The sequence below is a fragment of the Moritella sp. F3 genome (genome assembly GCF_015082335.1).
Lineage (GTDB): Bacteria > Pseudomonadota > Gammaproteobacteria > Enterobacterales > Moritellaceae > Moritella.
This window is the reverse complement of the sequence record NZ_BLRL01000009.1, coordinates 153,786-180,352: the sequence shown is the minus strand read 5'-3', so window position 1 is coordinate 180,352 and position 26,567 is coordinate 153,786. Positions and strand designations below refer to the sequence as shown.

Sequence of the window (26,567 nt, the reverse complement as noted above, 5' to 3'; positions counted from 1 at the left end):
TTCCGAACTCAGTAGTGAAACGTAATAACGCCGATGGTAGTGTGGGGTTTCCCCATGTGAGAGTAGGGCATCGCCAAACGCTAAACAAGATTCAAGACGCTGTCTTGAACGAAAAAAGCCGATATCATTGATATCGGCTTTTTTTATACCTGAAATTCTTAGCAGCTAAAGTGAAGTGCTGAGTCTTGTTCAGTGAAGCCTTGATGTATTAAGAACGCTGATAGTTCAGCTGTTATTTGTGCCGATTTAATTACAGTCACTGTCTGTAATTGCTGAGTTTTAGCTTGCTCGATGGCTTGCTGAATAAGGTATTTACCTACGCCACGTTGCTGAGTTATATCTCTGACCGCTATACAGCTTAAAAATAATGTTGTAGCATCATGCTGCATGATTAAGCCTCCGATATGGCGGTCATTAAATTTAGTAACAAATAGCGTCTGGCTATCGTCCTGCAGTAATGTCTCGAAGCTGTTTTTAATTTCTGCTTCACCATGCTGAAATGGTCGATACAATTTTGTTATATCAATAAGTAACTGTGGTGTGGATACTGTTACTGTAAATGCTGATAATCTCATGCTGTTCCCTTTTTTAGATACAGGCTAATATTACGCTATTATCATTATATTTTTAAGGTTTGTTTTATGCAATGCAGAATGAATTGTGGCGCGTGCTGTGAAGCGCCAAGTATTACAAGTTATATACCTGGAATGCCTGATGGTAAGCCTGCTGGCGTGCGTTGCGTTAATTTATCGGCAGATAATCTGTGTTTGATATTTACTGACCCTGAACGTCCGCCATTATGCGATACATTCAAGGCCACTTATGATGTCTGTGGTGAAAACCGTGAGCAAGCTTTGTTCTTAATTACGGATCTAGAAATACAAACTGCAATCTAGTTTATTAACGCTTCAGCCATGAGCGTGGGTTAACGGCTTTACCTTTGTGGCGTATCTCGAAGTAAACCCCAGATTCTAGTTGACCACCACTGCGACCGGCTAATGAAATCACATCACCTTTGCGTACTTTTTCACCCGTAACTTTAAGTAAAGTTTGGTTGTGGCCATACAAGCTCATATAGCCTTTGCCGTGGTCGATAATCGTTACCATACCAAACCCACGTAGCCAATCTGCAAAGACGACCTTGCCAGCGCTAACTGCTTTGACTTTACTGCCTTCACTTGCACTGATTACCAAGCCACGCCAACTGACATTATTAAAGCGTTTGCTATTAAAGTTATGCAGAACTTTACCTTTTATCGGCCAGTCTAATTTACCTTTATATTGTTTTAAGCCTGATAATGAGATTTGCGCGCTTTGCTGTTTTTTTAATAACGCTATTTCTTGTTGTTTTCGTAATAATGCAATTTGTTGTTTTAACTTCTGAGCTGCAATACCTAATTCTGTTCGTGTTTTTTTCTGTTTGTTGATGCTGTAAGCAATATTTCTATTACTTTTCTTTTGTTGCGATTTTTGCTGTGCTAATTGCTTGGCTTTTTGTTGCTGTGAGGCTTTGATGACAAGTAATTGCTGTTTTATTTTTTCCTGTTCAATTTCATTTTTTTCAATTTCAGCTAAGGTGTCATTAAATTCGGCAATGGAGGCTGCGCGTGCTGTATGAAGGTGCTGATAATAAACGAGAGAACGCTCTATCTCATTGGTGTTCTGTTGATTAAGAAGTAGTTTTAGATAATCATTATTACCGCTTAGATAGGCTGTTTCGATTTGTGCGGAAAGGATGTTTTGTTGTTTCTTTTTACTTTTTAATAATGCTTTTTGTTTTATGACGAGCGCGTTAAGGTCCTGCTCGATATTGGTAATGAGAGATTCGGTATTACTGAGTTGTGCGGCCACTTTACTAATAGCACGATCGGTACTTTGAGTTTGTTTTGATAGATCGTTTAAATAGCGATGCTGCTTTTTGATGGATGCGTCTTGGACTTTGATCTGGTTGCGAAGTTGATTCAGTTCGGATTGATTATTGGCTGCATAAGTGTTTAATGAAAGCAATATCAGCAGGCCTATAACGCTATAGGCCATGCTGTTTTTAATAAATGTCATGACGTTATCCTTTCCCCGTAGGGAAACGATTATTTCAGATTCATTAGGTTGTTACCAGTCATTTCAGTCGGAATTTCTTGACCAAGTAAAGTCAGCAGTGTTGGTGCTAAATCACATAGGCGACCTGTGTCAGCTGGTACTGCATCACGACCAAAATAGATTAGTGGTACTGGCAAATTAGTATGTGCAGTGTGAATACCACCTGTTTCAGGGTTCACCATCATTTCCGCGTTACCATGATCGGCAGTGATCAAGCATTCGCCGCCGACTTTTTCTAGTGCTTTAACTACACGACCGATTGATTTATCAACGGCTTCACATGCTTGTACCGCTGCATCAAACACACCTGTGTGGCCAACCATATCGCCATTAGGATAGTTACAAATGATAGCGTCGTATTTACCACTTTCGATTGCTGCAACTAACTTATCTGTGAGCATTTCTGAATTCATTTCTGGCTGTAGGTCGTACGTTGCAACTTGTGGTGATGGGATTAATTCTCTATCTTCACCAGCAAATGCATCTTCTAAACCGCCATTAAAGAAGAAGGTAACATGCGCATATTTTTCAGTTTCTGAAATACGTAACTGCGTTTTATTGTTTTGTTCAAGTACTGAACCTAGCGTGTTAACTAGTTTATCTGATGGAAAGGCTACGCTTGCATCAATGCTTGCTGCATATTCAGTTAGCATAACAAAGTCAGATAATGCAGGTGTTGTAGCTCGCTCAAATCCGGTGAAATCAGTATCAACGAATGCACGGGTAATTTCACGTGCGCGATCGGCACGGAAGTTCATGAAGATAACGGCGTCACCATCAACAATCGGTGCTGACTCACCAATCACTGTCGCTTTCACAAACTCATCATTTTCATCTCGAGCATATGCAGCTTCTAGACCTGCAATCGCGCTGTCTGCTTTATGTGACGCTTGTGCTTGAGTAAATAAGTTATATGCTTCTTCAACACGATCCCAACGATTATCACGGTCCATTGCAAAGTAGCGACCGATTAATGTTGCTGTTTTACCCACGCCAACTTCGGCAAATTTGGCATCAAATTTTTCTAATGTACCTTGTGCGCTACGTGGTGGTGTATCACGACCATCTAAGAATGCATGTAGATAAATCTTTGTTGCACCTTGTTTCGCTGCCATATCGATCATAGCGACCATTTGGTCATCGTGGCTGTGTACGCCACCTGGCGATGCTAAACCAAGAATATGTACTGCTTTATCATTTGCTACAGCGCCTGCAACGGCTTTAACCAATACTGGGTTGTGGTTAAACTCACCGTCAGCAATTGATTTGTCGATTTTAGTTAAGTCTTGATAAACGATACGACCAGCGCCGATATTTACGTGACCAACCTCTGAGTTACCCATCTGGCCATCAGGTAGCCCCACATCTAAGCCTGAGCTCGAGATCAACATGCTTGGGCAATCTTGCCATAGCTTATCTAAAATCGGTGTTTTTGCACTTGCGATAGCATTATTTTGTTGATCAAGACGGTGGCCCCAGCCATCCATAATGATGAGTGCAATTGTTTTCTTAGCCTTAGACATGAGTTTACCTCTCGGTTATTTAATTTAAATATAGGAATATTACTACACTTTCAGTGGCCTGATCGGCTCATATTTATGATCCAGGTAGAATATTGAAGATATTTAATTGTAAATATCGGTAATATTACTACATAAATAGCTGTTTCATGTGCTGAGGTGTTAGCGTCATTATAGAAAAAACGTTATTCATTTTATGGTTTAGCTATTCATAACGGCTGTGAGGAATTTATTATTGAGCTGCTTTTATTCCTTGTCACATGTATACTCCGTTGAGAATAATCCATTATTATTAAATCTTAGAGTCATAATCACATGCAAGAATATATTGAATTTGCTTCAAATAATCCAGCCTTATCTCTCGCTTGGGTAGCTATTGCTGGTTTCCTTATTTATTCATTTGGCACGAGTGCTATGTCTAAAGTTAAGTCGGTGAACAACCACGAAGCGACAACTTTAATGAATAAAGAAAACGCTATTATTGTTGATGTACGAGCAGCAGAACATTATCGTAAGTCACATATTTTAAACGCAATTAACGTTCCTAGTGCTGATATTGAAGCAAATAAGCTAGCGATGATTGAAAAACACAAAAATACCCCAATCATCGTTATGTGCGACACCGGAATGAGTTCAGGTCGCGCTGCAAATCGTCTAGCGAAAATGGACTTTACTACTGTTTATAACTTATCTGGTGGCATGGCAGCTTGGCAAGAAGCTAACTTACCGACTGTTAAAAAATAATAGTCTAGTAGCCAGATAACTAAGCAATTAATTATTCAGTTTGAAACTATAAAATATTGGAATTTACTTATGTCAGAATCAGCAAGCCAACAAGAATTTAATATCCAACGTGTTTACCTTAAAGACGTATCTTTTGAATGCCCGAATTCGCCAGCGATTTTCCAACAAGAATGGAAACCTGAAGTTAAATTAGATCTTGATACGCGTAGCTCTAAGCTCGGTGAAGGTGTTTTTGAAGTTGTTTTATCACTCACTGTAACAGCTAAAGATGGCGAAACAGTAGCGTTCTTATGTGAAGTACAACAAGCAGGTATCTTTACTGTTGGTGAATTAAGCGAAGGTCAATTAGCACATTGCCTAGGTGCCTTCTGTCCAAACATCCTATTCCCATATGCACGTGAAACAATTGCTAGCTTAGTTAGCCGTGGCTCTTTCCCGCAGCTTAACCTTGCACCTGTTAACTTCGATGCTTTATTTGCATCTTATGTTCAACAAGCACAACAAGCAGCTGAAGCTCCTGCAGAGCAAAAACTGGATTCTTAAGTGATGACTAATGCAGCCTTGATTACAGTATTGGGCGCAGGTTCTTACGGTACTTCGTTAGCTATGTCTTTAGCACGTAACGGTAATAAAACCGTGTTGTGGGGTCATAATCCTCAGCACATTGCCCAGCTCGCTAAAGCGCGTAGTAACGAAGCCTACTTACCTGGTATCGCTTTTCCTGATGCGTTGATATTAGAATCTGATTTACAGCAAGCGATTGCAGCAAGTCGTGATATTCTGATTGTTGTACCTAGCCATGTATTTGGTGATGTATTAGCGCAGATTAAACCATTTTTGCGTGAAGACTCGCGTATCTCTTGGGCAACGAAAGGCTTAGAAGCTGAAACGGGGCGTCTGTTACAGGACGTTGCTACTGATATTCTCGGTACGCATTATCCTTTAGCTGTGTTATCTGGCCCTACGTTTGCGAAAGAACTCGCAGCTGGTTTGCCAACGGCGATCAGTGTGTCATCAACAGACCCACAGTTTGCAGATGATATCTCACACTTATTGCATTGTGGCCGTAGCTTACGCACTTATACTAATAATGACTTTATTGGTGTACAACTTGGCGGCGCGGTAAAAAACGTGATTGCTATTGGTGCTGGTTTGTCTGATGGACTTGGGTTTGGCGCTAACGCGCGTACTGCTTTAATCACTCGTGGTTTGACTGAGTTATGCCGTTTAGGTGAAGCGCTCGGTGCCGATAAAAATACCTTTATGGGTATGTCTTGCTTGGGTGATTTAGTACTAACATGTACTGATAATCAAAGCCGTAATCGCCGCTTTGGTCTTGCACTCGGTGCTGGTAAAGGCGTTGATGAAGCGCAAGTTGAGATCGGTCAGGTTGTTGAAGGTTATCGTAATACCAAAGAAGTTTATTTGTTATCTGCGCGTCTTGGTGTGGAAATGCCAATTACCGAACAGATCTATCAAGTGTTATATGAGAATAAGTCTGCTAAAGAAGCAGCATTGGACTTGTTAGCACGAGATAAGAAAGGCGAATAATTATTCTTTGTAGATAAGTTTTGTCTATAAAAAAAGTGACAGCGAAAGCCGTCACTTTTTTTATTTCCGATTTAGTTAAATCGAATGCTATGACTATTAATAAATAGTCTAGACTAATAATTATTAGTAGTAAGAGTGCTCACCAGCTTGATGCTCTGTTGCATCTTTAACTGCTGTTAATTCTTCAGGGAACAATTCTAATAACTGCTTTTCAATGCCTTCTTTCAACGTGAAGTCTACTTGGCTACAGCCATTACAACCGCCACCAAACTGTAGAATCGCGATACCGTCGTCAGTAATTTCAGTTAATACTACGTTACCACCGTGGCCAGCAAGCTGTGGGTTAACTTCAGTTTGGATCACATAGTCAACGCGTTCTGACAGTGGAGCATCATCTGCTACCGCACGTACTTTTGCGTTTGGTGCTTTCAGTGTTAATTGAGAACCCATCTTATCAGTCACAAAATCGATATAAGCATCGGTTAAGAATGGTTTGCTCATGTCATCAATTAATGCATCAAAACCGCTGAATGGTAATACAATATCAGTGCTTTCAATTGCTTCAGGTGGACAATATGATACGCCACACTCTGCATTTGCTGTGCCTGGATTAACGACAAATACACGAATGTTAGTGCCATCTTTTTGGTTGCTAAGTAATTTTACAAAGTGAGTTTGTGCCGCTTCAGTAATTGTTATCATGATGTCCTCTTTGTCATACCTGACTAATTTACTATGTCTTTAATTGTAACGCTATTTCAAATGATAAACCACTAATCCGCTAATGTTCTGGCGATACACCATATATCAATACGTTCTATCCCTGCTGCAAGTAACGTCTGGCAAGCGGCTTGTATTGTTTCTCCTGTGGTGACAACATCATCAATAATTGCGATATGTTTGGCGTTTATGGTTTGGGTTACTTGAAATACATCACGCATATTATTTTTTCGTTGGTTCGCGGTTTGTTGCGCTTGTGCTTTAGTATTTTTAGTTCGGATAAATGTGCCCTCGGCGATAAGTGGAATATGCAGTTGCGTTGTCAAATCCTTAACGACTAACTGAGCCTGATTATAACCGCGTTTTGACTGACGCTTTTTATGTAACGGGATCGCAATAAGGGCATCAGGTAAAGGATAGTTATCTTGTATGACTTGGTTGGCAATACGACGACTTAGCAGGTGTGAAAAGAGTAAGTGAAGTTGGGGTTGCTGCGCAAATTTATATTGTTTAATTAAATATTGGCATTCTAAAGTATAACTCATGCAGGTAATTAATTGCTGCCATGGTGGAGGCTGTTGCTGGCATTCATTGCAGTGCTGATGCTGATGTGGCTGGTGTTTAGCTTTTGGTAATGCGCAACTTAGGCAGTACGAGAGTGGTAAGTAGGGCAGTTCCTGTTGACATAAAAGGCACAAGAAAGGTTGTGGGTTGTCGATAGGCATGTCGCATAAATAACAACGTGGTTGTAATAATGCCACACTGAATTTGCGTATCTTAGTTGTATCTAGAGGTTTGATTGGTATATCCTCGAGGCAATAAATTATTGCTCAAGTGTAGGATCAAATGCCAGACGTTATCGCCAAAGAAAGTAAAAATGTAAGTCCTTGTACAAAGTTGCATGTCGAAATTGTTGGTGAAGGCCCAGATCTAGTATTACTGCATGGTTGGGGACTAAATAGTGCGTGCTGGCAATCGGTTGTGCCGTTATTATCTACGCATTATCGTTTACATTTGGTTGACCTACCTGGTTTTGGTTTTAGCCATGAAAATTACGCTGATAGCAGTACGTTAGTTGCCATCACTAATGCATTAGTGGATGTCGTCCCTGCACATGCTGTTTGGTTAGGTTGGTCGTTAGGTGGGCTTTGTGCGACACATTTTGCGCTGCAATATCCGCAACGTGTTGCTGCATTAGTGACGGTCGCTAGCTCGCCGAAGTTTATGGCAACGGCGAAAATTGCTGATATACCCGCTTGGTCAGGCATTGCTGAAAAAGTATTAGCGCAATTCCAGCAACAGTTACAAGAAAACTTACCGCAAACAATTAACCGATTTCTCGCTATTCAGGGCATGGGAAGCGAGACGGCAAAACAAGACATTAAGCAATTAAAATCCTTATTAGCTGCTAGACCACAACCACATGAACAGGCGCTAAGTAATGGATTAAGGTTGTTGGAGAGAGTGGATTTACGTGCTGATTTATCTTCATTAGCAATGCCTTTTTATCGTTGCTATGGCCGTTTAGATGCTCTGGTACCACAAGCAACGGTGGCTTGGATGGATAATCACTTACCGCAATCATCGAGTTTGATATTTAAGGCATCGTCACATGCGCCGTTTATTTCGGAACCTGTGCTTTTTGTTAATAAATTGCAGACATTTCTCAAGAATTCGTTATAAACTTAAGTGACCATCATTAATGTTGTTTTTTGATGTGCTGCGATTATTTGATGACGGTTAGCGACAATGAGGGGGAGGATATGTTTACACAATTATCAGTTAATATGTCTTGTCTAGAAAGTGCGTATATAGCGCATTCTTGTGCTCGTACTTTAACTCATGCAATCACTCATCATGTGGCTGATATATGGCGTTAGTGATCCCGCCACCTACCGCTATTCCGAATGCATTAAATCCGACGACTGCAGCGGTAGAGCGTGACGCCGAAAAACGCGAAATCACGCCAGCCGTGACACCTGATAGTGCGTCCGCTTCAACGAATGATAGTACGGCAGAAAAAGATCTTCTCAATTACAACCCGAAGAAAAACGATCCCGAGCACAAGAGAAAACAGCCTCGAGACCCCTCACCATTTACTGATAATGAAGATCGTGCCGCTGTTGTGCTCGAGCATGCTGTCGATGAAGATGATCGCAGCAATACTGGATTTGAACGTTCCACATTACCGATTGATATGGCTCAGCCTCCCGAGACTATTATTGCTGAACTATTACTATTACGTCAGGCGATCTTAGCTAAAGCAATGCTCGATATTGATGATCGTGGGCAGCTTGGCGAGATTAACTATACGATTAAAACCGCACTGGCGGATCTATTACGCTTAAAACAACTCGATGATGTGAAAGAATTAGCCGCGCAACTGCCCAGTGTCACAGGCGTATTAAAAGGTGAAAATATCCATTCTCATGTTGTCTCGCTCGATGATCTTTTTGCTTCTTCTATTGATGACGCTGCTATTTTGGGTAATGGCTCTGGTAATAATTTAGGCAATGATTCAGTAGCTGTCTCGGCAAAATCAAAGTTAGCAGGTGCTGTTGTCGGTTATTTTTATGGTGAAAATATCGAACCGCACCCACCTTCACAAATCGATCATAAGGAATGATGTGTTCTTTATTGCTTATTTTCCGATACTTTAGCAGTAACTCAGGCTCTGCTTTGTTAGTATAGGTAAAATAACCATACTGATAACGAGGATGTCATGTCAGAGCAACGGATACAGCAAGCAATAGAATTAATCGATCAAATAAATCAGTGTGACCCAGTAATTGAACTCGTTGATGGTGTAGCCCAGCCAAAAGAATGGCTATATGGCATTCGTATGAGTGAGTGTCTGGCTGAATTTATGCCTGAAGCGTCAACAGCGCTGCAAATCGCCGCTCGTGCCCAGCATATTAAACGTTGGAGTATTCCACGTAGCGATCATCCTCTAGGCCGTGAAGGTTATTATAAATGGCGTCAGTCACTCGGTCGTTTACATGCCGAAGAAGCGATGAAGATTGCAGTACAAGTCGGTTGTGCAGAAGATGAAATACACGCGATTGGCCGGATGTTACGTAAAGAAAAAATTAAGCGTGACCCACAAGTTCAAGCACTTGAAGATGTCATTTGTTTGGTATTCTTAAAATATTATTTTAGCGCATTTGCAGAAAAGCATACGCCAGAAAAACTGATTGTGATCGTGCAAAAGACATGGGCGAAAATGTCAGAAAAAGGTCATGAGGCGGCACTAAAATTACCGTTTACAGTTGACCAGCAAGCTTTATTGGCTAAAGCCCTTAGTTAGTCATTCAGGTTGTGACTGTCTAATCCAGTAATCATAATTCACTATCGCGATGATGAGGTCAGTGAATTATGATTAATCATGTATCAATGTATAAGCACCTTTCTTTACCTACCATTATGACTCGACTCACAGATTCAATTCCTCATTTTATTACTCGCAGTTAATATCACTATGTTAGTCGCTATTTTTGTTTTCTTTTGACTATGATTAAAGCCTGTATATATGCAATTGCTCTGGTATATTGAGCTCAGTAGTTACAGTTGGTTAATTGCATGATTTAGGGAGTTTAAGTTAATGGAAATGGAAATAATCTCGGCAGCGGTGATGCTTTTTTTGATCATGGATCCGCTAGGTAACTTACCTATATTTTTATCTATTTTAAAGCATATTGATAAAAAACGTCGACGTGCGGTGATGATCCGTGAGTTGCTAATCGCACTGTTTGTTATGCTGTTATTCTTATTTTTGGGTGAAAAGATCCTCGGTTTCTTAAGTTTAAAGCAAGAAGCTGTGCGGATCGCCGGTGGTATTATTTTATTCTTGATCGCAATTAAGATGATCTTTCCAAGTGAAGGAGGGCTAACTGGCCTGGCGGCAGGTGAAGAACCCTTCATTGTTCCAATGGCGATCCCTTTATTGGCCGGTCCTTCAATTCTCGCCGCACTATTACTATTAGCTCATCAAGATCCGGATAAAATGTTTGAATGGTCTGCTGCGTTAATTATTGCGTGGGGCTTGAGTGCGTTTATTTTAATGTTTTATGAAGGCTTTAACCGTATTCTTGGTGAAAAAGGTTTAGCGGCTGTAGAACGTCTGATGGGGATGTTGCTAGTGATGATATCTGTACAGATGTTACTTGACGGCATTGCTGATTATATTGCAACGGTAAGCTGATGAATAACGCCAATTTGTTGCCGCGTTGTAAACAAAACTTTGCTTTGTTGTTTGCAATATGCCGTCGCAATGGTAAATTAATCTATCTTAATACTTAAGTAAGCTTACAGATAGTTTAGAACGTTGGATGAAAGTAGCATGGTTAAAGGTGCTGCTTCTGATCGACATTCTCATAAATGACAAGGAAAATGAATGAGCATTACCTCTTTTTATCCCCCGCAACGTACTTTGATGGGCCCAGGTCCTTCAGATGTTTACCCTAATGTACTACAGGCGTTAAGTCGCCCGACTGTTGGCCATCTTGACCCTACGTTTGTACAGATGATGGATGAAGTCAAAGAATTACTGCAATATGCGTTTCAAACTAAAAACCCTTGTACGATGGCTGTTTCTGCTCCAGGTTCTGCTGGTATGGAAACATGCTTTGTGAATTTAATTGAGCCTGGCGAGAAAGTGATAGTTTGTATCAATGGTGTGTTTGGCGGCCGTATGGCTGAAAATGTCACTCGCTCAGGTGGTGTGCTGGTTAAAGTGGAAGATGAATGGGGTAAACCTGTTGATCCACAAAAACTTGAAGCAGCACTAAAAGCGCACCCTGACACGAAAATTGTCGCTTTTGTTCATGCAGAAACATCTACTGGTGCATTGTCTGATGCAAAAACACTGTGCGCACTAGCAAAAGAGCATGGCTGTTTATCTATTGTAGATGCGGTGACGTCACTCGGTGGTGTGCCACTGTATGTTGATGACTGGGGCATTGATGCTATTTATTCAGGTACGCAGAAATGTTTATCGTGTGTACCTGGTATTTCACCTGTGAGCTTTAGCGCTGCAGCGGTTGAAAAAATTAAAAGCCGCACAGTGCCAGTACAAAGCTGGTTCTTGGACCAAACATTAGTCATGAGCTATTGGTCAGGTGAAGGTAAGCGCAGTTATCACCATACTGCACCAGTGAATACCCTGTATGCATTGCATGAATCTTTAGTGCAATTACAGACTGAAGGTTTAGAAAATGCATGGGCACGTCATGCTGAGCAACATTTAGCACTGCGTGCCGGCTTGGAAAAACTGGGCATTGAGTTTATCGTTGATGAATCATGTCGTTTACCACAGCTTAATACCGTTGTTATTCCTGAAGGTGTTGATGATGCGGCTGTACGTAATCAGTTATTGCAAACTTATAACCTTGAGATTGGTGCTGGTCTTGGCGCGTTTGCTGGTAAAGCATGGCGTATTGGTTTGATGGGTTATGCTGCACGTCCTGCTAACGTTGCGCTGTGTTTACGTGCGCTAGAAGAAACGTTGAATTAATAGAAAAGCTCTATTAATGTTCTAGTATGCAAAAGCTCCAGTCATTAATAATGGCTGGAGCTTTTTTGGTTTTAATCTAATTTCTTAGCTAATCAAGATTTGTCTATTAAGGCTGCGTGCTATCAGCTTGACTAGCAGCCAAGCGTTGTACCCATTTATTACTTGGGTAAAGTAACGCAGTGCGTTGCAACAAGACCTTTGCCTCTTCATTTTGTCCTAGCTTAGTTAATACCCGCACCCAATTAATATAAATATTTGCTCTTGGGGTTTTCTGGCTGATTTCTGTAGCCCAATCTATATAGTTATTTAGCTCTGCAATGTCATTATTGTACATGGCAATTTGTAAACGATACATCATGGCGTTGAACTCTAACCGTGTGATCCAAGCCACTGGGTTAACAACTTTTGTTAATGGCGTTATATCACTGCGATCACTGCGTTCATATTGCGTTAGTAGCTTATTGGTATGTAAAGTTGTTAGCATGAATACGCTTGTTACCAGCGGGATCAATAAGGCTAAAGTACGTAATAAAAAGGTGTAATTAAACGTGATGCTTTTGGTATTGCCATAACGACAGCCGATATACCAAACCAAGGTTAAAAAGACGACCCAGTGTACGATGGCATGATAAAACGGGTATTCAGTTTGGCTGTGCAATACCAGCGGGAACACCAGCCCTAATAAAGCCAAACCTTGCCAGATTGGTTGCTTGACGATAATACGTAAGAAGCCAATCACTAATAATGCGATGCCAGTTAATGCTACGAGCCCACCTTCAATGCCCCAATAGATGAGTTCATTGTGGGGGTGGTCGAGATTTTCTGGAGAGCCGGGTAAGGCTAAACCTTGACTTAATGCTTCGCTATATGAGTTGAGGTAAGCAACTTCAAAACTGCCGTAACCCCAACCTAATAAGGGCTTTTCTAACCACATGTTAAAACCATGCAGATAGATTGGTACACGAGCACCTGGATCTGTTAATGCGGCTGCTGAACGCGCCACTTTATCTGCCGTTTCGAGAGAGTAAGTACTAATTGCAACTGCGATAACGCAACACGCTAACCATATAAACAGATTTTTTGTTTGTTCAGATTCGCGTAATTGTAGCCATACCCAAGGTAATAACATCAGTGGGGCAATCAATAATGACAAGTAACCGGTGCGTGATTGCAGTAATATCACCGGAATAACCGCCATGAAGGTGGTGGCGTAACAAAATAACCGTTTACCTTTTTCATCTAACTTGGTCTGTGTCAGCAAATATAAAGCCAGCGCAATACCGGTTGTTAAAAATGATGCTGACACATTCGGTTGTTGAAAAATACCATACGGGCGATTGGCTATTTTTTGATAACCCACCGTATTATTGACGGGTAACAGGTAATACTGCACTAGGCTAAATAGCGCTTCGACAAAGACAGCACCTAAGATGAGATACAATAACATTAGGCGTTGTTGTTGATTAAGCTGCAATTGTTGCAAGGCAATAAAAAACAGTAAGCCACCGACTAAACCGAATAATCGCGTGTAGCTAAGCCCTGCGACTACTGGGTCGGCATATAATACCGGTATTAACATGACTAACGTGGCAGCGATGAACATTAAACTGAGACGTGAATAAACCAGTTTAGCTTGTAATGTCGCTTGCCATAGGCCGATACCGATTAAGCTGGAAATAAATATCCAGCCAATAGGATTAAAAGGCAAGTGTAGGCCAGAACCGCCACCATTATGCTGAAAATAATGCATCCCGATCAACATATATATGGCAAACGTAATGAAAAATCCTTTTTTCAATGTTGTTAAGTTCATATTATGACTCTTGGTTAATAACTTGAAGCTGCTTTGCACGTTCAAGCATTGGTTTTAGAAAGCGTGCGGTATGGCTGTCTGGATGCTCAGCTACTGTTTCCGGTGTACCTGCAACCAGAATCTCACCGCCGCCACTACCGCCTTCTGGACCAAGGTCGATCACCCAGTCAGCCGTTTTAACGACATCCAGGTTATGCTCAATAATGACAATGGTATTACCGTGATCACGTAGGCGATGTAACACTTTCATCAACAATTTTATGTCATGGAAATGCAAACCTGTCGTCGGTTCATCCAAGATATACAGGGTTTGGCCGGTATCGCGTTTTGATAATTCTTTAGCCAGTTTAACGCGCTGTGCTTCACCACCCGATAATGTCGTCGCTGACTGACCTAAGCGTATATAAGACAGACCTACATCCATTAAGGTTTGTAATTTACGGGCAATAGGCGGGATCGGCGCAAAGAAGGTATTAGCCTCTTCAACGGTCATATCCAATACTTCATGAATATTTTTGCCTTTGTAGCGTATTTCTAATGTTTCACGATTATAGCGTTGGCTCTTACAGCTATCGCAAGGTACATAAACATCAGGTAAGAAATGCATTTCGACTTTGATTAAACCATCACCTTGGCAGGCTTCACAACGACCGCCTTTAACGTTAAAGCTAAAGCGGCCCGGTTTATAACCACGAGATCGAGATTCTTGCGTACCAGCAAAAATTTCACGAATAGCTGTGAATATTCCGGTATAGGTCGCTGGATTCGAACGTGGTGTACGACCAATAGGACTTTGATCAATATCAACCACTTTATCAAGCTGATCTAGTCCTGAAATTGACGTATAAGGCGCGGGGGTTGTTACCGTTGCGCCATTTAATTCGATATGTGCGATCTTAAAGAAAGTATCATTGATCAGGGTTGATTTACCAGAACCTGATACGCCTGTTACACAGGTCATCACGCCAACGGGAACCGAAAGATCAACATTTTTAAGGTTGTTACCTGTGGCACCTTTGAGGTGAACCCATTTATCGGTTAACGGTGTTCGTTGCGCTGGGATCTCAATCGCTTTACGACCACTGAGGTAATCTGCCGTCAGTGATTTTTTACTTTTTAAGATATCATCAACATTACCTTGTGCGACGATCTCACCACCATGCACACCTGCACCTGGGCCAATATCAAGTACGTAATCAGCCGCGCGGATCGCATCTTCATCGTGCTCGACAACAATCACGGTATTACCAAGATCGCGTAAGTGGATCAGGGTTTGTAACAAGCGTTCGTTATCACGTTGGTGTAAGCCGATCGAGGGTTCGTCGAGTACGTACATCACGCCAACCAGACCTGCACCGATTTGACTCGCCAGACGGATCCTTTGTGCTTCACCACCAGATAAGGTATCAGCACTGCGCTCTAGACTTAAATAATTAAGCCCAACATTGACTAAGAATCCAAGACGATCGCCAATTTCTTTGAGGATCTTTTCGGCTATTTGACCTTTTTGACCAGGTAGTTCCATACCCGCAAAGAAATCAAATGCTTCACCTATTGCCATTCTAGATACTTCTGGCAGTGTCGTTTCTTGGATATAGACGTGACGAGCTTCTTGGCGTAGACGCGAGCCAGAACATGTTTCGCAAGATTTAGTGGTTAAATATTTACTCAGCTCTTCACGTACCGCATTAGATTCTGTTTCTTTATAGCGGCGTTGCATATTAGGAATAATGCCTTCAAACGCGTGGTGACGAAGCACGATATCGCCACGATCATTGACATAGTTAAATTCAATTTCTTGTTCGCCACTACCTTGCAGGATGTAATTTTGAATGTCAGTGGTTAATGAATTAAACGGTTTGGTCAGATCAAACTTATAATGCTTCGCTAATGAAGTCAGCATTTGGAAGTAATAGAAATTACGTTTATCCCAACCACGGATCGCGCCGCCTGATAGACTTAAGTCGGCATTGATAATAATGCGGTCGTGATCAAAATACTGCTGTACGCCTAGCCCATCACAGGTATGGCAAGCGCCAGCTGGATTGTTAAACGAGAACACTCTCGGTTCAAGCTCAGCCATGCTATAACCACATTGCGGACAAGCGAAGTTCGCCGAAAATACGATAGGTTCTGCATCGCTATCATCCATATCAGTAATATAAGCCGTACCGCCAGACATATTGAGTGCGGTTTCAAAGGATTCCGCCAGACGTAGTTGCAGGTCATCTCGGACTTTAAAGCGGTCGATCACCACTTCAATAGTATGTTTTTTATGTAGATCTAATGCGGGTGGATCGGAAAGATCACACACTTCACCGTCAATACGTGCGCGGATGTAACCCTGGCTGGCTAAGCTAGCCAGGGTTTTAACATGCTCACCTTTACGTTCTTTCACGATCGGTGCTAATAACATTAATTTACGGCCCGTTTCTAATGCCAACACGTGATCAACCATTTGGGTGATTGTTTGTGCTGCTAAAGGAGCATTATGAGTCGGGCAACGTGGTTCGCCGACACGGGCGAATAATAGACGCAGGTAATCATAGATCTCGGTGATTGTACCAACCGTTGAGCGTGGGTTATGCGATGTTGATTTTTGCTCGATAGAGATCGCCGGAGAGAGTCCCTCGATATGATCGACATCGGGCTTTTCCATCAAGGACAGGAATTGTCTCGCATAGGCCGAAAGTGATTCCACATAACGACGCTGACCTTCTGCATAAAGCGTATCAAATGCTAATGACGACTTGCCAGAACCGGATAACCCTGTGATCACAATTAGCTTATCGCGCGGTAGTTCAACATTGATATCTTTAAGGTTATGGGTGCGTGCGCCCCGAACAATGATTTGATCCATACATAACTCACACTACATAAAATAATCAGTCAGTATCGCATACTCGAACTTGTTAGGCATTACTTTAGAAGAAACTCTCCGCAATATTAAGGATATCGTCGGGAGAGATATGATCATCTATGTTGACGCTTTGTGTTTTGGTTAGATCGCTATTTGTCGAGCGCATGATGGACTGTTTTGCCGCGCGTTCAGTGAAACCGCCTGCGAGAGCAATGGCTTTATCAACGGTTAAGCCTGGTCGAAAAGGGTATCCTCCAGGGCGCTTTACTTCGCCTTTAATATAAAACTGACGGAATGTGGCGATACTGACCATCACTTTGGGTGAGATGAGGTAAGACCCTTCTAAACCGTTATGTATTTTTTGTTTTATTTCACTTGGCGTTAAGCCAACAACGGTTATTTCGCCAAGATAGGGGTAATCAATAGTGCCGGAAGAATCAATGATGACATTAAAACTCAGGTCTGTTTCACCATAGACATCAATCGCGATTTTATCGCCAGCACCGACTGTATAGTTGTGATGCTTCTGGTGCGCCGCCGCAGATGTTGATAGTAATAAACAGGATAGTAATAAACAAGACCGTGATAAACAGAGTTGCCACAGAGTGAGATTAAACATGCTGAATCCTTTCATATTAGTCATCTAGAAGACCAAGTTGCTGGTTAGACCGTAGATGCTTTTATCATAAGCGAGTCGTGAATCTGACGATGATTTATTTTGGTATCCATAACTTAACCCGAATGTTAACCAGCGGCGAAATTGATAATCTAATGCCATATTAAGCTGGTGACTATTGTCATTACGTTTGCTCTGTTGGTATAGCTCATCACGGTGACTATAAGCCAATGAGCTGGATAAATTATAACGCCAGGTATGTTGCCAGTTGATGGATTGATTATTGGTTTCAATGCTGTCAGTACCTGTGACTGCATTGCGTATTTTTTGACTGACGCTGATATTGATGATGGAATAGGTTTTTGGTGACCAGCGAATACCAACATCCCAGCTTGGATCCGCTTGCGCTGTACGACTATTATCGGCGAAATTAATTTTTTCATAGCCCAGTTTTATTACGCCTTGTGTTTTACCTGTAATATCCCAATTTATACCACTATAAGCGAGATAATTAGCGCTGCCTTGAGTGCTGTCTTTAGCATTGCCAGTGTCTCGATAATTTGTGCTGATATGACCCATGTCGACTAACAAGTTAACACTGGCGGCAAGGCGATAATAAATGGCAAGGCCGTAATCGTATTCATTGAAATCTGCAGCCGTTGTGTAATTACTATTGTCCTCATCGTAGCGCTTGTTATTAAAGCTGACTCTGGGCGCTAGCGTTACAGTTGAGGATTGACTGCCGTAGCGATAGCTAAGGTCTATAGCTTGAGCATAAAAAATAGCAGGTTCAGCGACTCGAACGTCACCTTCTGAGACCCCTGTGTTGGGAGCATCGTGGCCTTGGTCAAACTGATATAGCAATGCTAATGTATGTCGCCTGTTCATGGCGCGACTAATACCTGCTTGTAATGTATGGTCAGTGAAATTACTATTTTCACTTTCGCTGTATAGATTTCTTTTTGCTGCGTAGTTGAGCGTTAATTGGTTATTGTATTTTATTCCTTCAATACGTAACGCTGGCATTATTTCAATTAAGTTGGAGGCTGTTTTGTTACTGCTGACATTGGCTATGTTGTCGTCGTACTTGTAATTGATTGCTAGGCTCGGCGTTATTTCAATACCTAAATCAGTGTTGTAAGCAGGTGAAGGCTCTGCCAGTAGGTTAAATGGTGCAGAGCAGAGGATTAATAGCAGGTAACGTAATGTAAGCATAAGGTTTTTCGCATGGCTATGAGGCCAGTGCAGCCTCCCTTTTATAATAGTATTGATAGCGCTTATCATTCTTTAAAGGTTCTTGGTTTAAGATAATGCCATTGGTACTGACGCCATGTTTTGCCAGTAATTCGATAGTGTTGTTGAGCTCGCTCATTTTAGATTTGTTTGAACGGGTAACTAAAATATTAAAATCAGAGTGTTGACCAATAATAAGCGCATCACTGACAAGCAAGCTTGGTGGTGAATCGATAATAATATAATCATACTGTGATCTTAAGATCGCCAAACAGCTTGAGAAACGCTTAGAAATAAGTAAGTTAGATGGGCTGTCGGTAAGTTCGCCCGCTGACAGTACCGCGAGGTTTGAATGCTGATCATGCCAGATATAACTGTTTAAATTACCACTTTTACTCAAGATATCGACTAGTCCCCGTTGGATGTTTGGGATCCCCATTTTTTTTCTTATCGATGGCTTTCGCATATCGGCTTCTAAAATAATCACTTTGTGGGATTGAGCTAATGCCATCGCGAGATAAATTGCAGATGTACTTTTTCCTTCAGCGACGGAACTGGACGTGACCATGATGACCTGCTGTTTCTTGGTTACTCCTGATAGTTGCAGTGATGTACGTAAACTTTGTGTTGCTTCAAAAATTACATTATTGGTCTGGAATAACTTTTGTGGGGAGTGTTGCTCAAATTTTTTATTAATGGCTTTAAAATTGGGCAGTGAGCCTAATAATGGCACGGTTAGATTTGTCACATTGTCTCGATTGACAAAGAATAATGCACTGAGTAACGCATGTGCTACTAACAGCATCAGTGTCAGCAAGATCACCAAAACTAATATCAATGTGCGTTTCGGTTTGAAAGGGGATCGCGGTATTTTGGCTCTGTCGGTTATGGTGGCTGTTGATAGATTAAGATCATTGGTGAGATTGGTTTCTTTCAATCGCATCAAAAACATATTATATAATTCGTTACTTGAGGTGAGTTCTCGATTGAGCTCTTTATAACGTGCTTTCTGTTTAATCAGGGTGCGATGCTCGGTTTTTTTTGTTTGTAATGCGGCGATGACTGCGGATTCATTTTGTTCAAGCAGAATGATGCTTTTTTTAAAACCGAGAGAGAGTTGTTGCAGCTCTTTTTTAGCATTATCTTCTATGACACTGAGTTGCGCATTGGCGTGGATCATCTTGTCATGAAGTGGACCGTAGCGTTTTGATAACTCGGCTATATTATTTTTCACTCGAGTATAACTATTTCTCAACTCAACTATAACAGCTTGATTAGATAGTGCTTTAATTGATGTTGATGTGAGTAAATCTAAATTTTCAGCCTGATTTACTTGTCGATATAAGGTCTGCGCGCTAATTAACTCACTACGGATCACATTTAATTTTGTGGTGAGATTCTGTAATTCTGTCGTGGTGAAATTATTAATACCGCTGTCATTAATTAAGTTCTCTTGCTGCAGAAAGGCGGTGAGATTGCTTTCCGCTAAATTCAGGTTATCTTTGAGTGCTTGCACGCCTTCTTTAAGCCAAAGCGAGGCTGTGATCGTTTGTTGGACTCTGAAATCACGATTATGTTGGATATATACATCTGCATAGGTATTGGCAATTAAGGCGGCTAACTCAGGTGAATAGTGTTCATAACTGATGGTGAGTAATGGCGTATTTTTAATTAAGCTGACCTGGACTGCGGACTTTATCTGGGCAATAAAAGCATGTGGATTAACGACCGTTACTGGGACTATATCCGTTGATAATATTTTTTTTATATCGCTCACGAGCTCGGCGAATTTAGTGAGAGGTTTGTTCTGTGTGTAATAAAGGTGTTGAGATAGCTGTAACTTGTTGATGACTTTTTCGGTGATTAAATCAGAACGCAGGATCTCTATTTGCGTTTGAAAGTAATCTTTATTGTTTATATCGTTTTGTAGCACCCCTTGGATTGCAATTGGCTTTGCTTGCTGTATTTGTAATTGCAGTACGGTGCTGGCTTTATAAATCGGGGGTAAATCGGCAATGAATACCGCTGCAATGATAGCAACAAGCGTTGTGATGACACAGATCCGTAAAAACGCACGACTAATTATATTAACTAAATGCGTTAAATCTATTTCATCTTGGGCTCCTTGTTGGAGTCTGTGATGCATCTCATTATTTTGCTCCACTTCAGATCCTTTGAATTGCGAGCGATAGGGTCACGTATCCATACGTTCTCATTACTTAGCATTAACAAGTACCATTGTTTTAACAAAAAAGAAACATTTCAAGTGCAAGTTAGTATGTAATTATCTCGTAGGAAGTATAAAGGACCATATAAAATATGATCTTTTATGTATATTAGTCTAAGAGGCGGCGTTGCTTTTAGTCTAAAGGGGAGCGTTATTTTAGCGGGGTGATAATGGCCTTGCGAACCATTAATTTTTATATCAGATTTTCTTTCGCCCAAGATACCGCTTGTAGACGGTTCTTAACTTTGATTTTTTTGAATACATTATAGAGATGCGATTTAATGGTGTGCTCGCTGACATATAATGCATCGGCAATTTCTAAATTAGATGAGCCTGTCATTAACTGACGCAAAATTTCTTGTTCACGAGTTGTTAGTTCTGGTTTTCTATCGAGATCAACGGTTTTAGTTGAACGATAAATTGAGATCAAAGAACTAAGCGTGCGTCTTGGCATCCAAAACTCACCTTCGGTGATCTTTTGTATGCCTTTGCAAACGACATCGAGTTCATCGCGTTTATTAAATACGCCGAATATTGATGGCCAAGTTGAAATGTTTTCCATCGTGGTATCGTCACTTAAATTAATCAATGCTAAACGAAACATGCCATGATATTGCTTCAATTTATTTTTTAGTTGTTCCTGTGAAGTACTGCTGAGGTTATCTGTATCAACCAGTAATAATAAATTGTCATCTATCGAGATACGTTCAATTTCGGCAACTTCACGCAGCTGTTGTACCGGTATATCGAGCTTAGCTCTTAAACACGAGACTAACGTGGCGACTTGCAGACTTGGCTGTGACAGTAGTACTACATTTGGGTAATCCGACATATGACTAATCCTTTAGTGTGTGTGGTTATATCCATATTAATGTTGGGTATTATAAAGCGATAATATTGAGGTAATGACTTAATTTAAGTGTTAAACCTAATGCCTAAGTTCAATACCGCGTGGTACTAAAGTATTGATTGACAGTGGGAGACACAAAAAAGCCCTTCATATACTCAATGTTAAATAGTTGTTAATTAAACTTAACATATCTGGGTGTCTGAAATGAGTCAAGTTAGCCTGGCACTTTATGCCGTCTCATACTTTTATTTTTTAATTGTATTGATGGTTTAACTTCGATTAATGCTTTTATTGTCATTGTATTGGCGTTTTATTTTGGCGTTTTGTTTCACTTGTGATGATTAACTTGGTGTTTTACGGTTATTTTTATTTTTTGTTAATACTAAAGCATGGTCGGGGGGACTGTGATTGTTTTAAATAAATTTTTATTGTCAGCTAGCATGACGTGTTAACATGGCGCTGTAAATATTAAAGGGTTGATGGATTAATTATGGATAATGTAGCTTTATCTAAATTAGAGCAAAAAACAGCGGTGTCGCTAGCGCTAGTATTTGGTTTAAGAATGCTGGGGTTATTTATGATCATGCCGGTATTTGCTATATATGGGCGCGATTTAGTCGGTTATTCGCCGTTGTGGGTTGGTATCGTTATTGGTGCTTATGGTTTAACTCAAGCAATGCTGCAAATACCGATGGGCCAGTTATCTGATCGTATTGGTCGTAAGCCCGTCATTATCGCTGGCTTAGGCTTATTTTGCGTTGGTAGTATTGTTGCTGGCATGGCTGATTCCGTTTACGGCGTGGCTTTTGGACGTATACTACAAGGTACAGGTGCCGTTGCCAGCGCTATTTTGGCATTAGCTGCTGATATTACCCGCGAACAACAACGCCCTAAAGTGATGGCTGTTATCGGTATGTGCATCGGTCTGTCATTTGCGTTTTCGCTGGTGGCTGGTCCTGTATTAGCACAATGGGTTGGTCTTAAAGGCATCTTCTTTGTGACCGCTGCTTTGGCTATCGTTGGTATGTTAGTGGTGTACTATATTGTACCGAACTCAACAACCAAAGCGCCCGCGGGCGATGCGAGTACGAATAAGAACAAATTAAGAGCGATGTTACGTGATCCGCAATTATTGCGCCTTGATGTCGGTATCTTTTTATTACACCTAACGCTGACTGCAGTATTTGTATCATTGCCATTTGAATTAGAGTCGGCAGGACTGGTTGGTGAGCACCACTGGTGGATATATTTCCCTGCATTACTGCTATCATTTATATTGATGGTGCCGATGTTGATTATTGCGGCGAAAAAGAAAATGAATAAACAATTTTTCTTATTTGCAATCGCGTTAATGGGGAGCGCCTTGTGCGTCATGGGTTTTGCTCATGGTAATTTATGGCTGTTTGGTCTGGCAATTATTTTGTATTTTACCGCGTTTAACTTTTTAGAAGCATCGTTACCTGCGATGATCTCTATGTCGGCTCCGGCTGGTGCTAAGGGATCGGCAATGGGCATTTATTCAACGTCACAGTTTGCTGGTGCATTTTGTGGCGGCATTATTGCTGGTAGTTTGTATTCGCAATTAGGCTCGCAAGGTTTATTCTTTATTATTGCTGCGGTCATGATAGTGTGGTTTGCTATTTCTTTAGGCTTAGAGAATGTCGGTCAAGTGAAGGCACATACTATCGCTGTGAGCATTGCTAACCAAAGAGACGCTGAATTAATCGCCGAAAAGCTAATATCGCTTTCCGGTATTAATGAAGCTGTAGTAGTATTAGAAGAGCAGGTTGCTTATTTAAAAGCGACTAAAGATTTTGAAATAGACCAGGCTTTGAACCTGGTTCGTGAACAGCACAGGAGCTAGCATGGCCAGTCGTGGCGTAAATAAAGTAATTATTCTTGGTAATTTAGGTAATGATCCTGAAATCCGCTCATTCCCAAATGGTGGCGCGGTTGCCAATCTAACGATTGCGACAAGTGAATCGTGGCGTGACAAGCAAACTGGCGAACAGCGTGAAAAAACTGAATGGCACCGTGTTGCTGTATTCGGTAAACTAGCAGAAATTGCTGGTGAATATTTACGTAAAGGTTCACAGGTATATATTGAAGGCGCATTACAAACACGTAAATGGCAAGATCAAAATGGCCAGGACCGTTACACTACAGAAGTTGTAGTACAAGGTTTCAATGGTGTAATGCAGATGATTGGTGCCCGTCAAGGCGGTCAACAACAGCAGCAAGGTGGTGGTTCTTCTTACAACCAGCAACCACAACAGCAAAACCAAAATGCAGGTTGGGGTCAACCACAACAGCCAGCAGCTGCACCGCAGCAACAGCAAGGTGGCTATAATCAACAGCCACAGCAACAGGCTCCACAGCAACAAAGCTATGCTCCACAACAGCAAGCACCTGCAGCAGCGCCTCAAGCACCACAGCAAGGTTTTAACGAACCATCTGCTGACTTTGATGATGACATTCCGTTCTAGATCATTTCAGAGCCGGAATTGATTGTTTAACATGATAATAAAAGAGCCCCGATTTTCGGGGTTTTTTATTATTTGTCGTTCCGTCATAGGCTGCAAAGTAAATGGCGGCATAACGTTATGATTTGAAATCATAACGTTATATATGAAAAACAGAATATTCATTTTAGCGGTGGGTTAAGATCACATTTATACTTCATTTGCTTTAAAATTAGTTGTTATTTATTAGTACTGCTCGCTAAACTGGTTTTTTATTCTTGACTCTGTTTGGTATATTATCTGCTTTTCGTGTTGAAATACCGTAGAATCGATAATGATACGGTAAGTTCGTTATCATCAATAAAGTTAAGTTTTTACAAGATTAGATTCTGATATAGGGATGTATAAGAATATATGAAATTTACCAATAAACTGATTGGTTTTATTATTTTTTGTGTGGTGTCATCGGTTGGCGTTGTATTACTTGGCGGTGCGGTGAGTTTACGTGAATTGGCAATTGAAACTCAAAAACAAAATATTTCCCGTCTGATTGATGTGATGGATGAGCAACTTGCAATGGAAGATAGCGAGCCTCGTTTTGCATTCTGGCTGCCAGAGTTATTACGTGCACATTCGGTATTACAATTAACGGTTGAAAAAGAGGGGCTCGTTAGTTATTACTTTGATGCTAACACGCCTGATACCGACGCCGTTGCCTCTTTTCTTAAAGAGTATCATTTTAAATTACGCGCTAATAATGACTTTACTGCAAAGGTGGTGATGTTGTCGCCGTATTATGCGATGGAATACCCGCCGGTATTATTAACTGGTGTTGGTACTGGGTTAGTGATTGCGTTGTTTGGGTTAGTGATTGCAATTAGGTTGCTAAGAAAAGGCATGTATGGCGCCGAATTACTGTCAATGCGCAGTTATAAAATCATGAATGGTGACCACCTTAAAGTGGCTGTCGGTACAGATTCAGAATGGCCTAAAGCAACAAGTCGTGCATTCGATAAATTAATCGCTGATCTGGAAGATACGAAACAAGAACGTAGTCGTTTTGATTCTTACATGCGTACTAATGCGTTTGTGGATGCGTCTACGGGGATTGGTAATCGAGACTCTTTTTTAAATCAACTAGAGGCGATGTTATCCGATCCAGGTGTTATCGCTGGTACGGTTATTAAAATAGAACTCTATGAATTATCACAACTAAATTATAACCATGGCGTAGCAAGTGTTGACGAGATGGTAAAATCAGTCAGTGAACTGTTAAGTAAATTTGTAGATCGTTTTACAGATTCAGTACTCGCGCGTTATCGGGGTGATCAATTCATTGTTTTATTACCTCGGATCACTGGTCCTGAGTCTGAGATTGTGATGAAGCAGTTGTATAAGTTACTCACGCGAGTTGGTTTATCAACCCCCGTGGATTGTGATGAATTATTTTATACCGGCGTGGCTATTTACCACTACGGCGAAGATGCTGAAGAGGTACTAGAAAGTGTCGATCAAGCATTAAAAATTGCGGTGTTACAAGGTTGCTCTGGCTGGTTCTTGTATGAGCAAGAAGAGCTTTCCCCTGTACATTCGAAGGGGACCGTGAGATGGCGAGCACTATTTGATAAAACCTTTAATAACAATGGTTTTTATTATGAACAGCAATCTGTTTTAAGCATGGCAGATAAACAGTTACTTGGGCATGAAATATCCCCAAGACTAAAAGATGAAAATAACGAGTGGGTGCATGCCGGCGTATTTTTGCCGATGGCAGAGAAATGCGGTGTATTAAAACGTATTGACCGACTGACGGTTGAACATGCGATTTCGACTTTAGAGCAGGGTGAGGCAATTGCTTGTGGCATCAACTTAGACATTCAAAGTTATTTAGATAAGCGGTTTATGCGTGCGGTGTATTTAGATATAATTCGCTTGCCTGCTGCGCTACGCGGACTTATCCATTTTGAGATCCATGAATATCAAATAAATCGTAATTTAGCTATGTTATTAGATCCAGTTAAAAACCTCAAAGCGCTCGGTTGCCGCATCGCTGTGGATATGGTTGGTCAGGACGTTGTGGATTCCTCCTATATCAAGAAATTAGGTGTTGATGTTATTAAGATCCATCCTAGTTTGGTGCGAGATTTACATAAACGCCAAATTAATCAAGTGGCTATTCGCAGCATCCTCGGTGGTACCGTTAACTTAGTGACGACAGTGGTTGCTGTCGGTGTTGAGTCTAAAAGTGAGTGGGACAGTCTCAAAAAACTTGGTGTTTATGGCGCTCAAGGTTATTTTTGTAATCAAGTCAGTGTATTGGCTGAGTCTTAACGTCACTTTAACGTGGTCATTTAACTCTTTC

General features: G+C 41.1%; 23 protein-coding genes. 12 read left to right on the top strand and 11 right to left on the bottom strand.

Features of this window, described 5'->3' with window-relative positions:
* Positions 1 to 158: 158 nt before the first annotated feature.
* Entirely contained in the window at positions 159 to 575 is a 417-nt protein-coding gene (locus JFU56_RS15600) for an acetyl-CoA sensor PanZ family protein (RefSeq protein WP_198438200.1), read from the bottom strand.
* Between the two features lie 66 nt (positions 576 to 641).
* Here JFU56_RS15600 and JFU56_RS15595 point away from each other — a divergent pair, with 66 nt between their 5' ends.
* Positions 642 to 896 carry a YkgJ family cysteine cluster protein gene (locus JFU56_RS15595; RefSeq protein ID WP_198438199.1) on the top strand — a complete coding sequence of 85 codons (255 nt, stop codon included), beginning with the start codon at positions 642 to 644 and terminating at the stop codon, positions 894 to 896.
* A 4-nt stretch (positions 897 to 900) separates the two neighbouring features.
* Here JFU56_RS15595 and JFU56_RS15590 read toward each other — a convergent pair whose 3' ends face one another.
* Both JFU56_RS15590 and gpmM read right to left on the bottom strand, forming a co-directional pair.
* Positions 901 to 2,058, bottom strand: coding sequence for a murein hydrolase activator EnvC (locus JFU56_RS15590; protein ID WP_198438198.1), 1,158 nt, complete (start codon positions 2,056 to 2,058; stop codon positions 901 to 903).
* A 29-nt stretch (positions 2,059 to 2,087) separates the two neighbouring features.
* The gene (gene gpmM / locus JFU56_RS15585; protein ID WP_198438197.1) at positions 2,088 to 3,620 is read right to left on the bottom strand and encodes a 2,3-bisphosphoglycerate-independent phosphoglycerate mutase; all 1,533 of its coding nucleotides are present in this window, start codon (positions 3,618 to 3,620) and stop codon (positions 2,088 to 2,090) included.
* A 312-nt stretch (positions 3,621 to 3,932) separates the two neighbouring features.
* Here gpmM and JFU56_RS15580 point away from each other — a divergent pair, with 312 nt between their 5' ends.
* From JFU56_RS15580 to gpsA, 3 genes are all read left to right on the top strand, one after another.
* Positions 3,933 to 4,361 carry a rhodanese-like domain-containing protein gene (locus JFU56_RS15580; protein ID WP_198438196.1) on the top strand — a complete coding sequence of 143 codons (429 nt, stop codon included), beginning with the start codon at positions 3,933 to 3,935 and terminating at the stop codon, positions 4,359 to 4,361.
* A 69-nt stretch (positions 4,362 to 4,430) separates the two neighbouring features.
* Positions 4,431 to 4,904 carry a protein-export chaperone SecB gene (secB, locus tag JFU56_RS15575; RefSeq protein ID WP_019440660.1) on the top strand — a complete coding sequence of 158 codons (474 nt, stop codon included), beginning with the start codon at positions 4,431 to 4,433 and terminating at the stop codon, positions 4,902 to 4,904.
* 3 nt (positions 4,905 to 4,907) lie between these two features.
* The gene (gene gpsA, locus JFU56_RS15570; RefSeq protein WP_198438206.1) at positions 4,908 to 5,912 is read left to right on the top strand and encodes an NAD(P)H-dependent glycerol-3-phosphate dehydrogenase; all 1,005 of its coding nucleotides are present in this window, start codon (positions 4,908 to 4,910) and stop codon (positions 5,910 to 5,912) included.
* A 123-nt stretch (positions 5,913 to 6,035) separates the two neighbouring features.
* On the opposite strand, the gene nfuA is transcribed toward gpsA, so the two are convergent.
* Positions 6,036 to 6,614 (bottom strand): Fe-S biogenesis protein NfuA, encoded by a 579-nt coding sequence (gene nfuA, locus JFU56_RS15565; protein WP_019440662.1) that lies wholly within the window; start codon positions 6,612 to 6,614, stop codon positions 6,036 to 6,038.
* 71 nt (positions 6,615 to 6,685) lie between these two features.
* Positions 6,686 to 7,393 (bottom strand): ComF family protein, encoded by a 708-nt coding sequence (locus tag JFU56_RS15560; protein ID WP_242065977.1) that lies wholly within the window; start codon positions 7,391 to 7,393, stop codon positions 6,686 to 6,688.
* An 85-nt stretch (positions 7,394 to 7,478) separates the two neighbouring features.
* On the opposite strand from JFU56_RS15560, the gene bioH reads away from it, so the two are divergent.
* From bioH to JFU56_RS15535, 5 genes are all read left to right on the top strand, one after another.
* Positions 7,479 to 8,315: a pimeloyl-ACP methyl ester esterase BioH gene (gene bioH, locus JFU56_RS15555; protein WP_198438195.1), complete on the top strand. Its 837-nt coding sequence runs from the start codon at positions 7,479 to 7,481 to the stop codon at positions 8,313 to 8,315.
* A 187-nt stretch (positions 8,316 to 8,502) separates the two neighbouring features.
* Positions 8,503 to 9,258, top strand: coding sequence for a hypothetical protein (locus tag JFU56_RS15550; protein WP_198438194.1), 756 nt, complete (start codon positions 8,503 to 8,505; stop codon positions 9,256 to 9,258).
* 96 nt (positions 9,259 to 9,354) lie between these two features.
* On the top strand, positions 9,355 to 9,939 hold the full coding sequence (locus JFU56_RS15545; protein ID WP_198438193.1) for a DUF4202 domain-containing protein: 585 nt from the start codon (positions 9,355 to 9,357) through the stop codon (positions 9,937 to 9,939).
* A 300-nt stretch (positions 9,940 to 10,239) separates the two neighbouring features.
* A complete protein-coding gene (locus JFU56_RS15540) occupies positions 10,240 to 10,833 on the top strand; it encodes a YhgN family NAAT transporter (protein ID WP_026006196.1) in 594 nt (197 codons plus the stop codon).
* A 192-nt stretch (positions 10,834 to 11,025) separates the two neighbouring features.
* Positions 11,026 to 12,144, top strand: a complete 1,119-nt coding sequence (locus tag JFU56_RS15535) for an alanine--glyoxylate aminotransferase family protein (protein WP_198438192.1) — start codon at positions 11,026 to 11,028, stop codon at positions 12,142 to 12,144.
* A 106-nt stretch (positions 12,145 to 12,250) separates the two neighbouring features.
* On the opposite strand, the gene JFU56_RS15530 is transcribed toward JFU56_RS15535, so the two are convergent.
* From JFU56_RS15530 to JFU56_RS15505, 6 genes are all read right to left on the bottom strand, one after another.
* The gene (locus tag JFU56_RS15530) at positions 12,251 to 13,957 is read right to left on the bottom strand and encodes a PglL family O-oligosaccharyltransferase (RefSeq protein ID WP_198438191.1); all 1,707 of its coding nucleotides are present in this window, start codon (positions 13,955 to 13,957) and stop codon (positions 12,251 to 12,253) included.
* 1 nt (position 13,958) lies between these two features.
* A complete protein-coding gene (gene uvrA, locus JFU56_RS15525; RefSeq protein ID WP_198438190.1) occupies positions 13,959 to 16,817 on the bottom strand; it encodes an excinuclease ABC subunit UvrA in 2,859 nt (952 codons plus the stop codon).
* 64 nt (positions 16,818 to 16,881) lie between these two features.
* The gene (locus JFU56_RS15520) at positions 16,882 to 17,436 is read right to left on the bottom strand and encodes a polysaccharide biosynthesis/export family protein (RefSeq protein WP_198438189.1); all 555 of its coding nucleotides are present in this window, start codon (positions 17,434 to 17,436) and stop codon (positions 16,882 to 16,884) included.
* A 24-nt stretch (positions 17,437 to 17,460) separates the two neighbouring features.
* Positions 17,461 to 18,648, bottom strand: a complete 1,188-nt coding sequence (locus JFU56_RS15515) for an outer membrane beta-barrel protein (protein ID WP_198438188.1) — start codon at positions 18,646 to 18,648, stop codon at positions 17,461 to 17,463.
* Between the two features lie 16 nt (positions 18,649 to 18,664).
* Complete coding sequence (locus JFU56_RS15510) at positions 18,665 to 20,830, bottom strand: polysaccharide biosynthesis tyrosine autokinase (RefSeq protein WP_206759247.1); 2,166 nt, start codon at positions 20,828 to 20,830, stop codon at positions 18,665 to 18,667.
* A 256-nt stretch (positions 20,831 to 21,086) separates the two neighbouring features.
* Positions 21,087 to 21,725, bottom strand: a complete 639-nt coding sequence (locus tag JFU56_RS15505; RefSeq protein ID WP_198438187.1) for a LuxR C-terminal-related transcriptional regulator — start codon at positions 21,723 to 21,725, stop codon at positions 21,087 to 21,089.
* Between the two features lie 508 nt (positions 21,726 to 22,233).
* Here JFU56_RS15505 and JFU56_RS15500 point away from each other — a divergent pair.
* The 3 genes from JFU56_RS15500 to JFU56_RS15490 all read left to right on the top strand — a co-directional run bounded on the left by JFU56_RS15500 (position 22,234) and on the right by JFU56_RS15490 (position 26,536).
* Positions 22,234 to 23,607, top strand: a complete 1,374-nt coding sequence (locus JFU56_RS15500) for an MFS transporter (RefSeq protein WP_198438186.1) — start codon at positions 22,234 to 22,236, stop codon at positions 23,605 to 23,607.
* Position 23,608: 1 nt separating this feature from the next.
* Positions 23,609 to 24,229, top strand: a complete 621-nt coding sequence (gene ssb / locus JFU56_RS15495) for a single-stranded DNA-binding protein (RefSeq protein WP_198438185.1) — start codon at positions 23,609 to 23,611, stop codon at positions 24,227 to 24,229.
* 390 nt (positions 24,230 to 24,619) lie between these two features.
* Positions 24,620 to 26,536, top strand: coding sequence for an EAL domain-containing protein (locus tag JFU56_RS15490; RefSeq protein ID WP_198438184.1), 1,917 nt, complete (start codon positions 24,620 to 24,622; stop codon positions 26,534 to 26,536).
* Positions 26,537 to 26,567: the final 31 nt, after the last annotated feature.

Coding starts and splice junctions, on each gene's coding strand:
- JFU56_RS15600 (WP_198438200.1), bottom strand. CDS start 575: ATGAGATTATCAGCATTTACAGTAACAGTATCCACACCACAGTTACTT.
- JFU56_RS15595 (WP_198438199.1), top strand. CDS start 642: ATGCAATGCAGAATGAATTGTGGCGCGTGCTGTGAAGCGCCAAGTATT.
- JFU56_RS15590 (WP_198438198.1), bottom strand. CDS start 2,058: ATGACATTTATTAAAAACAGCATGGCCTATAGCGTTATAGGCCTGCTG.
- gpmM (WP_198438197.1), bottom strand. CDS start 3,620: ATGTCTAAGGCTAAGAAAACAATTGCACTCATCATTATGGATGGCTGG.
- JFU56_RS15580 (WP_198438196.1), top strand. CDS start 3,933: ATGCAAGAATATATTGAATTTGCTTCAAATAATCCAGCCTTATCTCTC.
- secB (WP_019440660.1), top strand. CDS start 4,431: ATGTCAGAATCAGCAAGCCAACAAGAATTTAATATCCAACGTGTTTAC.
- gpsA (WP_198438206.1), top strand. CDS start 4,908: ATGACTAATGCAGCCTTGATTACAGTATTGGGCGCAGGTTCTTACGGT.
- nfuA (WP_019440662.1), bottom strand. CDS start 6,614: ATGATAACAATTACTGAAGCGGCACAAACTCACTTTGTAAAATTACTT.
- bioH (WP_198438195.1), top strand. CDS start 7,479: ATGCCAGACGTTATCGCCAAAGAAAGTAAAAATGTAAGTCCTTGTACA.
- JFU56_RS15550 (WP_198438194.1), top strand. CDS start 8,503: ATGGCGTTAGTGATCCCGCCACCTACCGCTATTCCGAATGCATTAAAT.
- JFU56_RS15545 (WP_198438193.1), top strand. CDS start 9,355: ATGTCAGAGCAACGGATACAGCAAGCAATAGAATTAATCGATCAAATA.
- JFU56_RS15540 (WP_026006196.1), top strand. CDS start 10,240: ATGGAAATAATCTCGGCAGCGGTGATGCTTTTTTTGATCATGGATCCG.
- JFU56_RS15535 (WP_198438192.1), top strand. CDS start 11,026: ATGAGCATTACCTCTTTTTATCCCCCGCAACGTACTTTGATGGGCCCA.
- JFU56_RS15530 (WP_198438191.1), bottom strand. CDS start 13,957: ATGAACTTAACAACATTGAAAAAAGGATTTTTCATTACGTTTGCCATA.
- uvrA (WP_198438190.1), bottom strand. CDS start 16,817: ATGGATCAAATCATTGTTCGGGGCGCACGCACCCATAACCTTAAAGAT.
- JFU56_RS15520 (WP_198438189.1), bottom strand. CDS start 17,436: ATGTTTAATCTCACTCTGTGGCAACTCTGTTTATCACGGTCTTGTTTA.
- JFU56_RS15515 (WP_198438188.1), bottom strand. CDS start 18,648: ATGCTTACATTACGTTACCTGCTATTAATCCTCTGCTCTGCACCATTT.
- JFU56_RS15505 (WP_198438187.1), bottom strand. CDS start 21,725: ATGTCGGATTACCCAAATGTAGTACTACTGTCACAGCCAAGTCTGCAA.
- JFU56_RS15500 (WP_198438186.1), top strand. CDS start 22,234: ATGGATAATGTAGCTTTATCTAAATTAGAGCAAAAAACAGCGGTGTCG.
- ssb (WP_198438185.1), top strand. CDS start 23,609: ATGGCCAGTCGTGGCGTAAATAAAGTAATTATTCTTGGTAATTTAGGT.
- JFU56_RS15490 (WP_198438184.1), top strand. CDS start 24,620: ATGAAATTTACCAATAAACTGATTGGTTTTATTATTTTTTGTGTGGTG.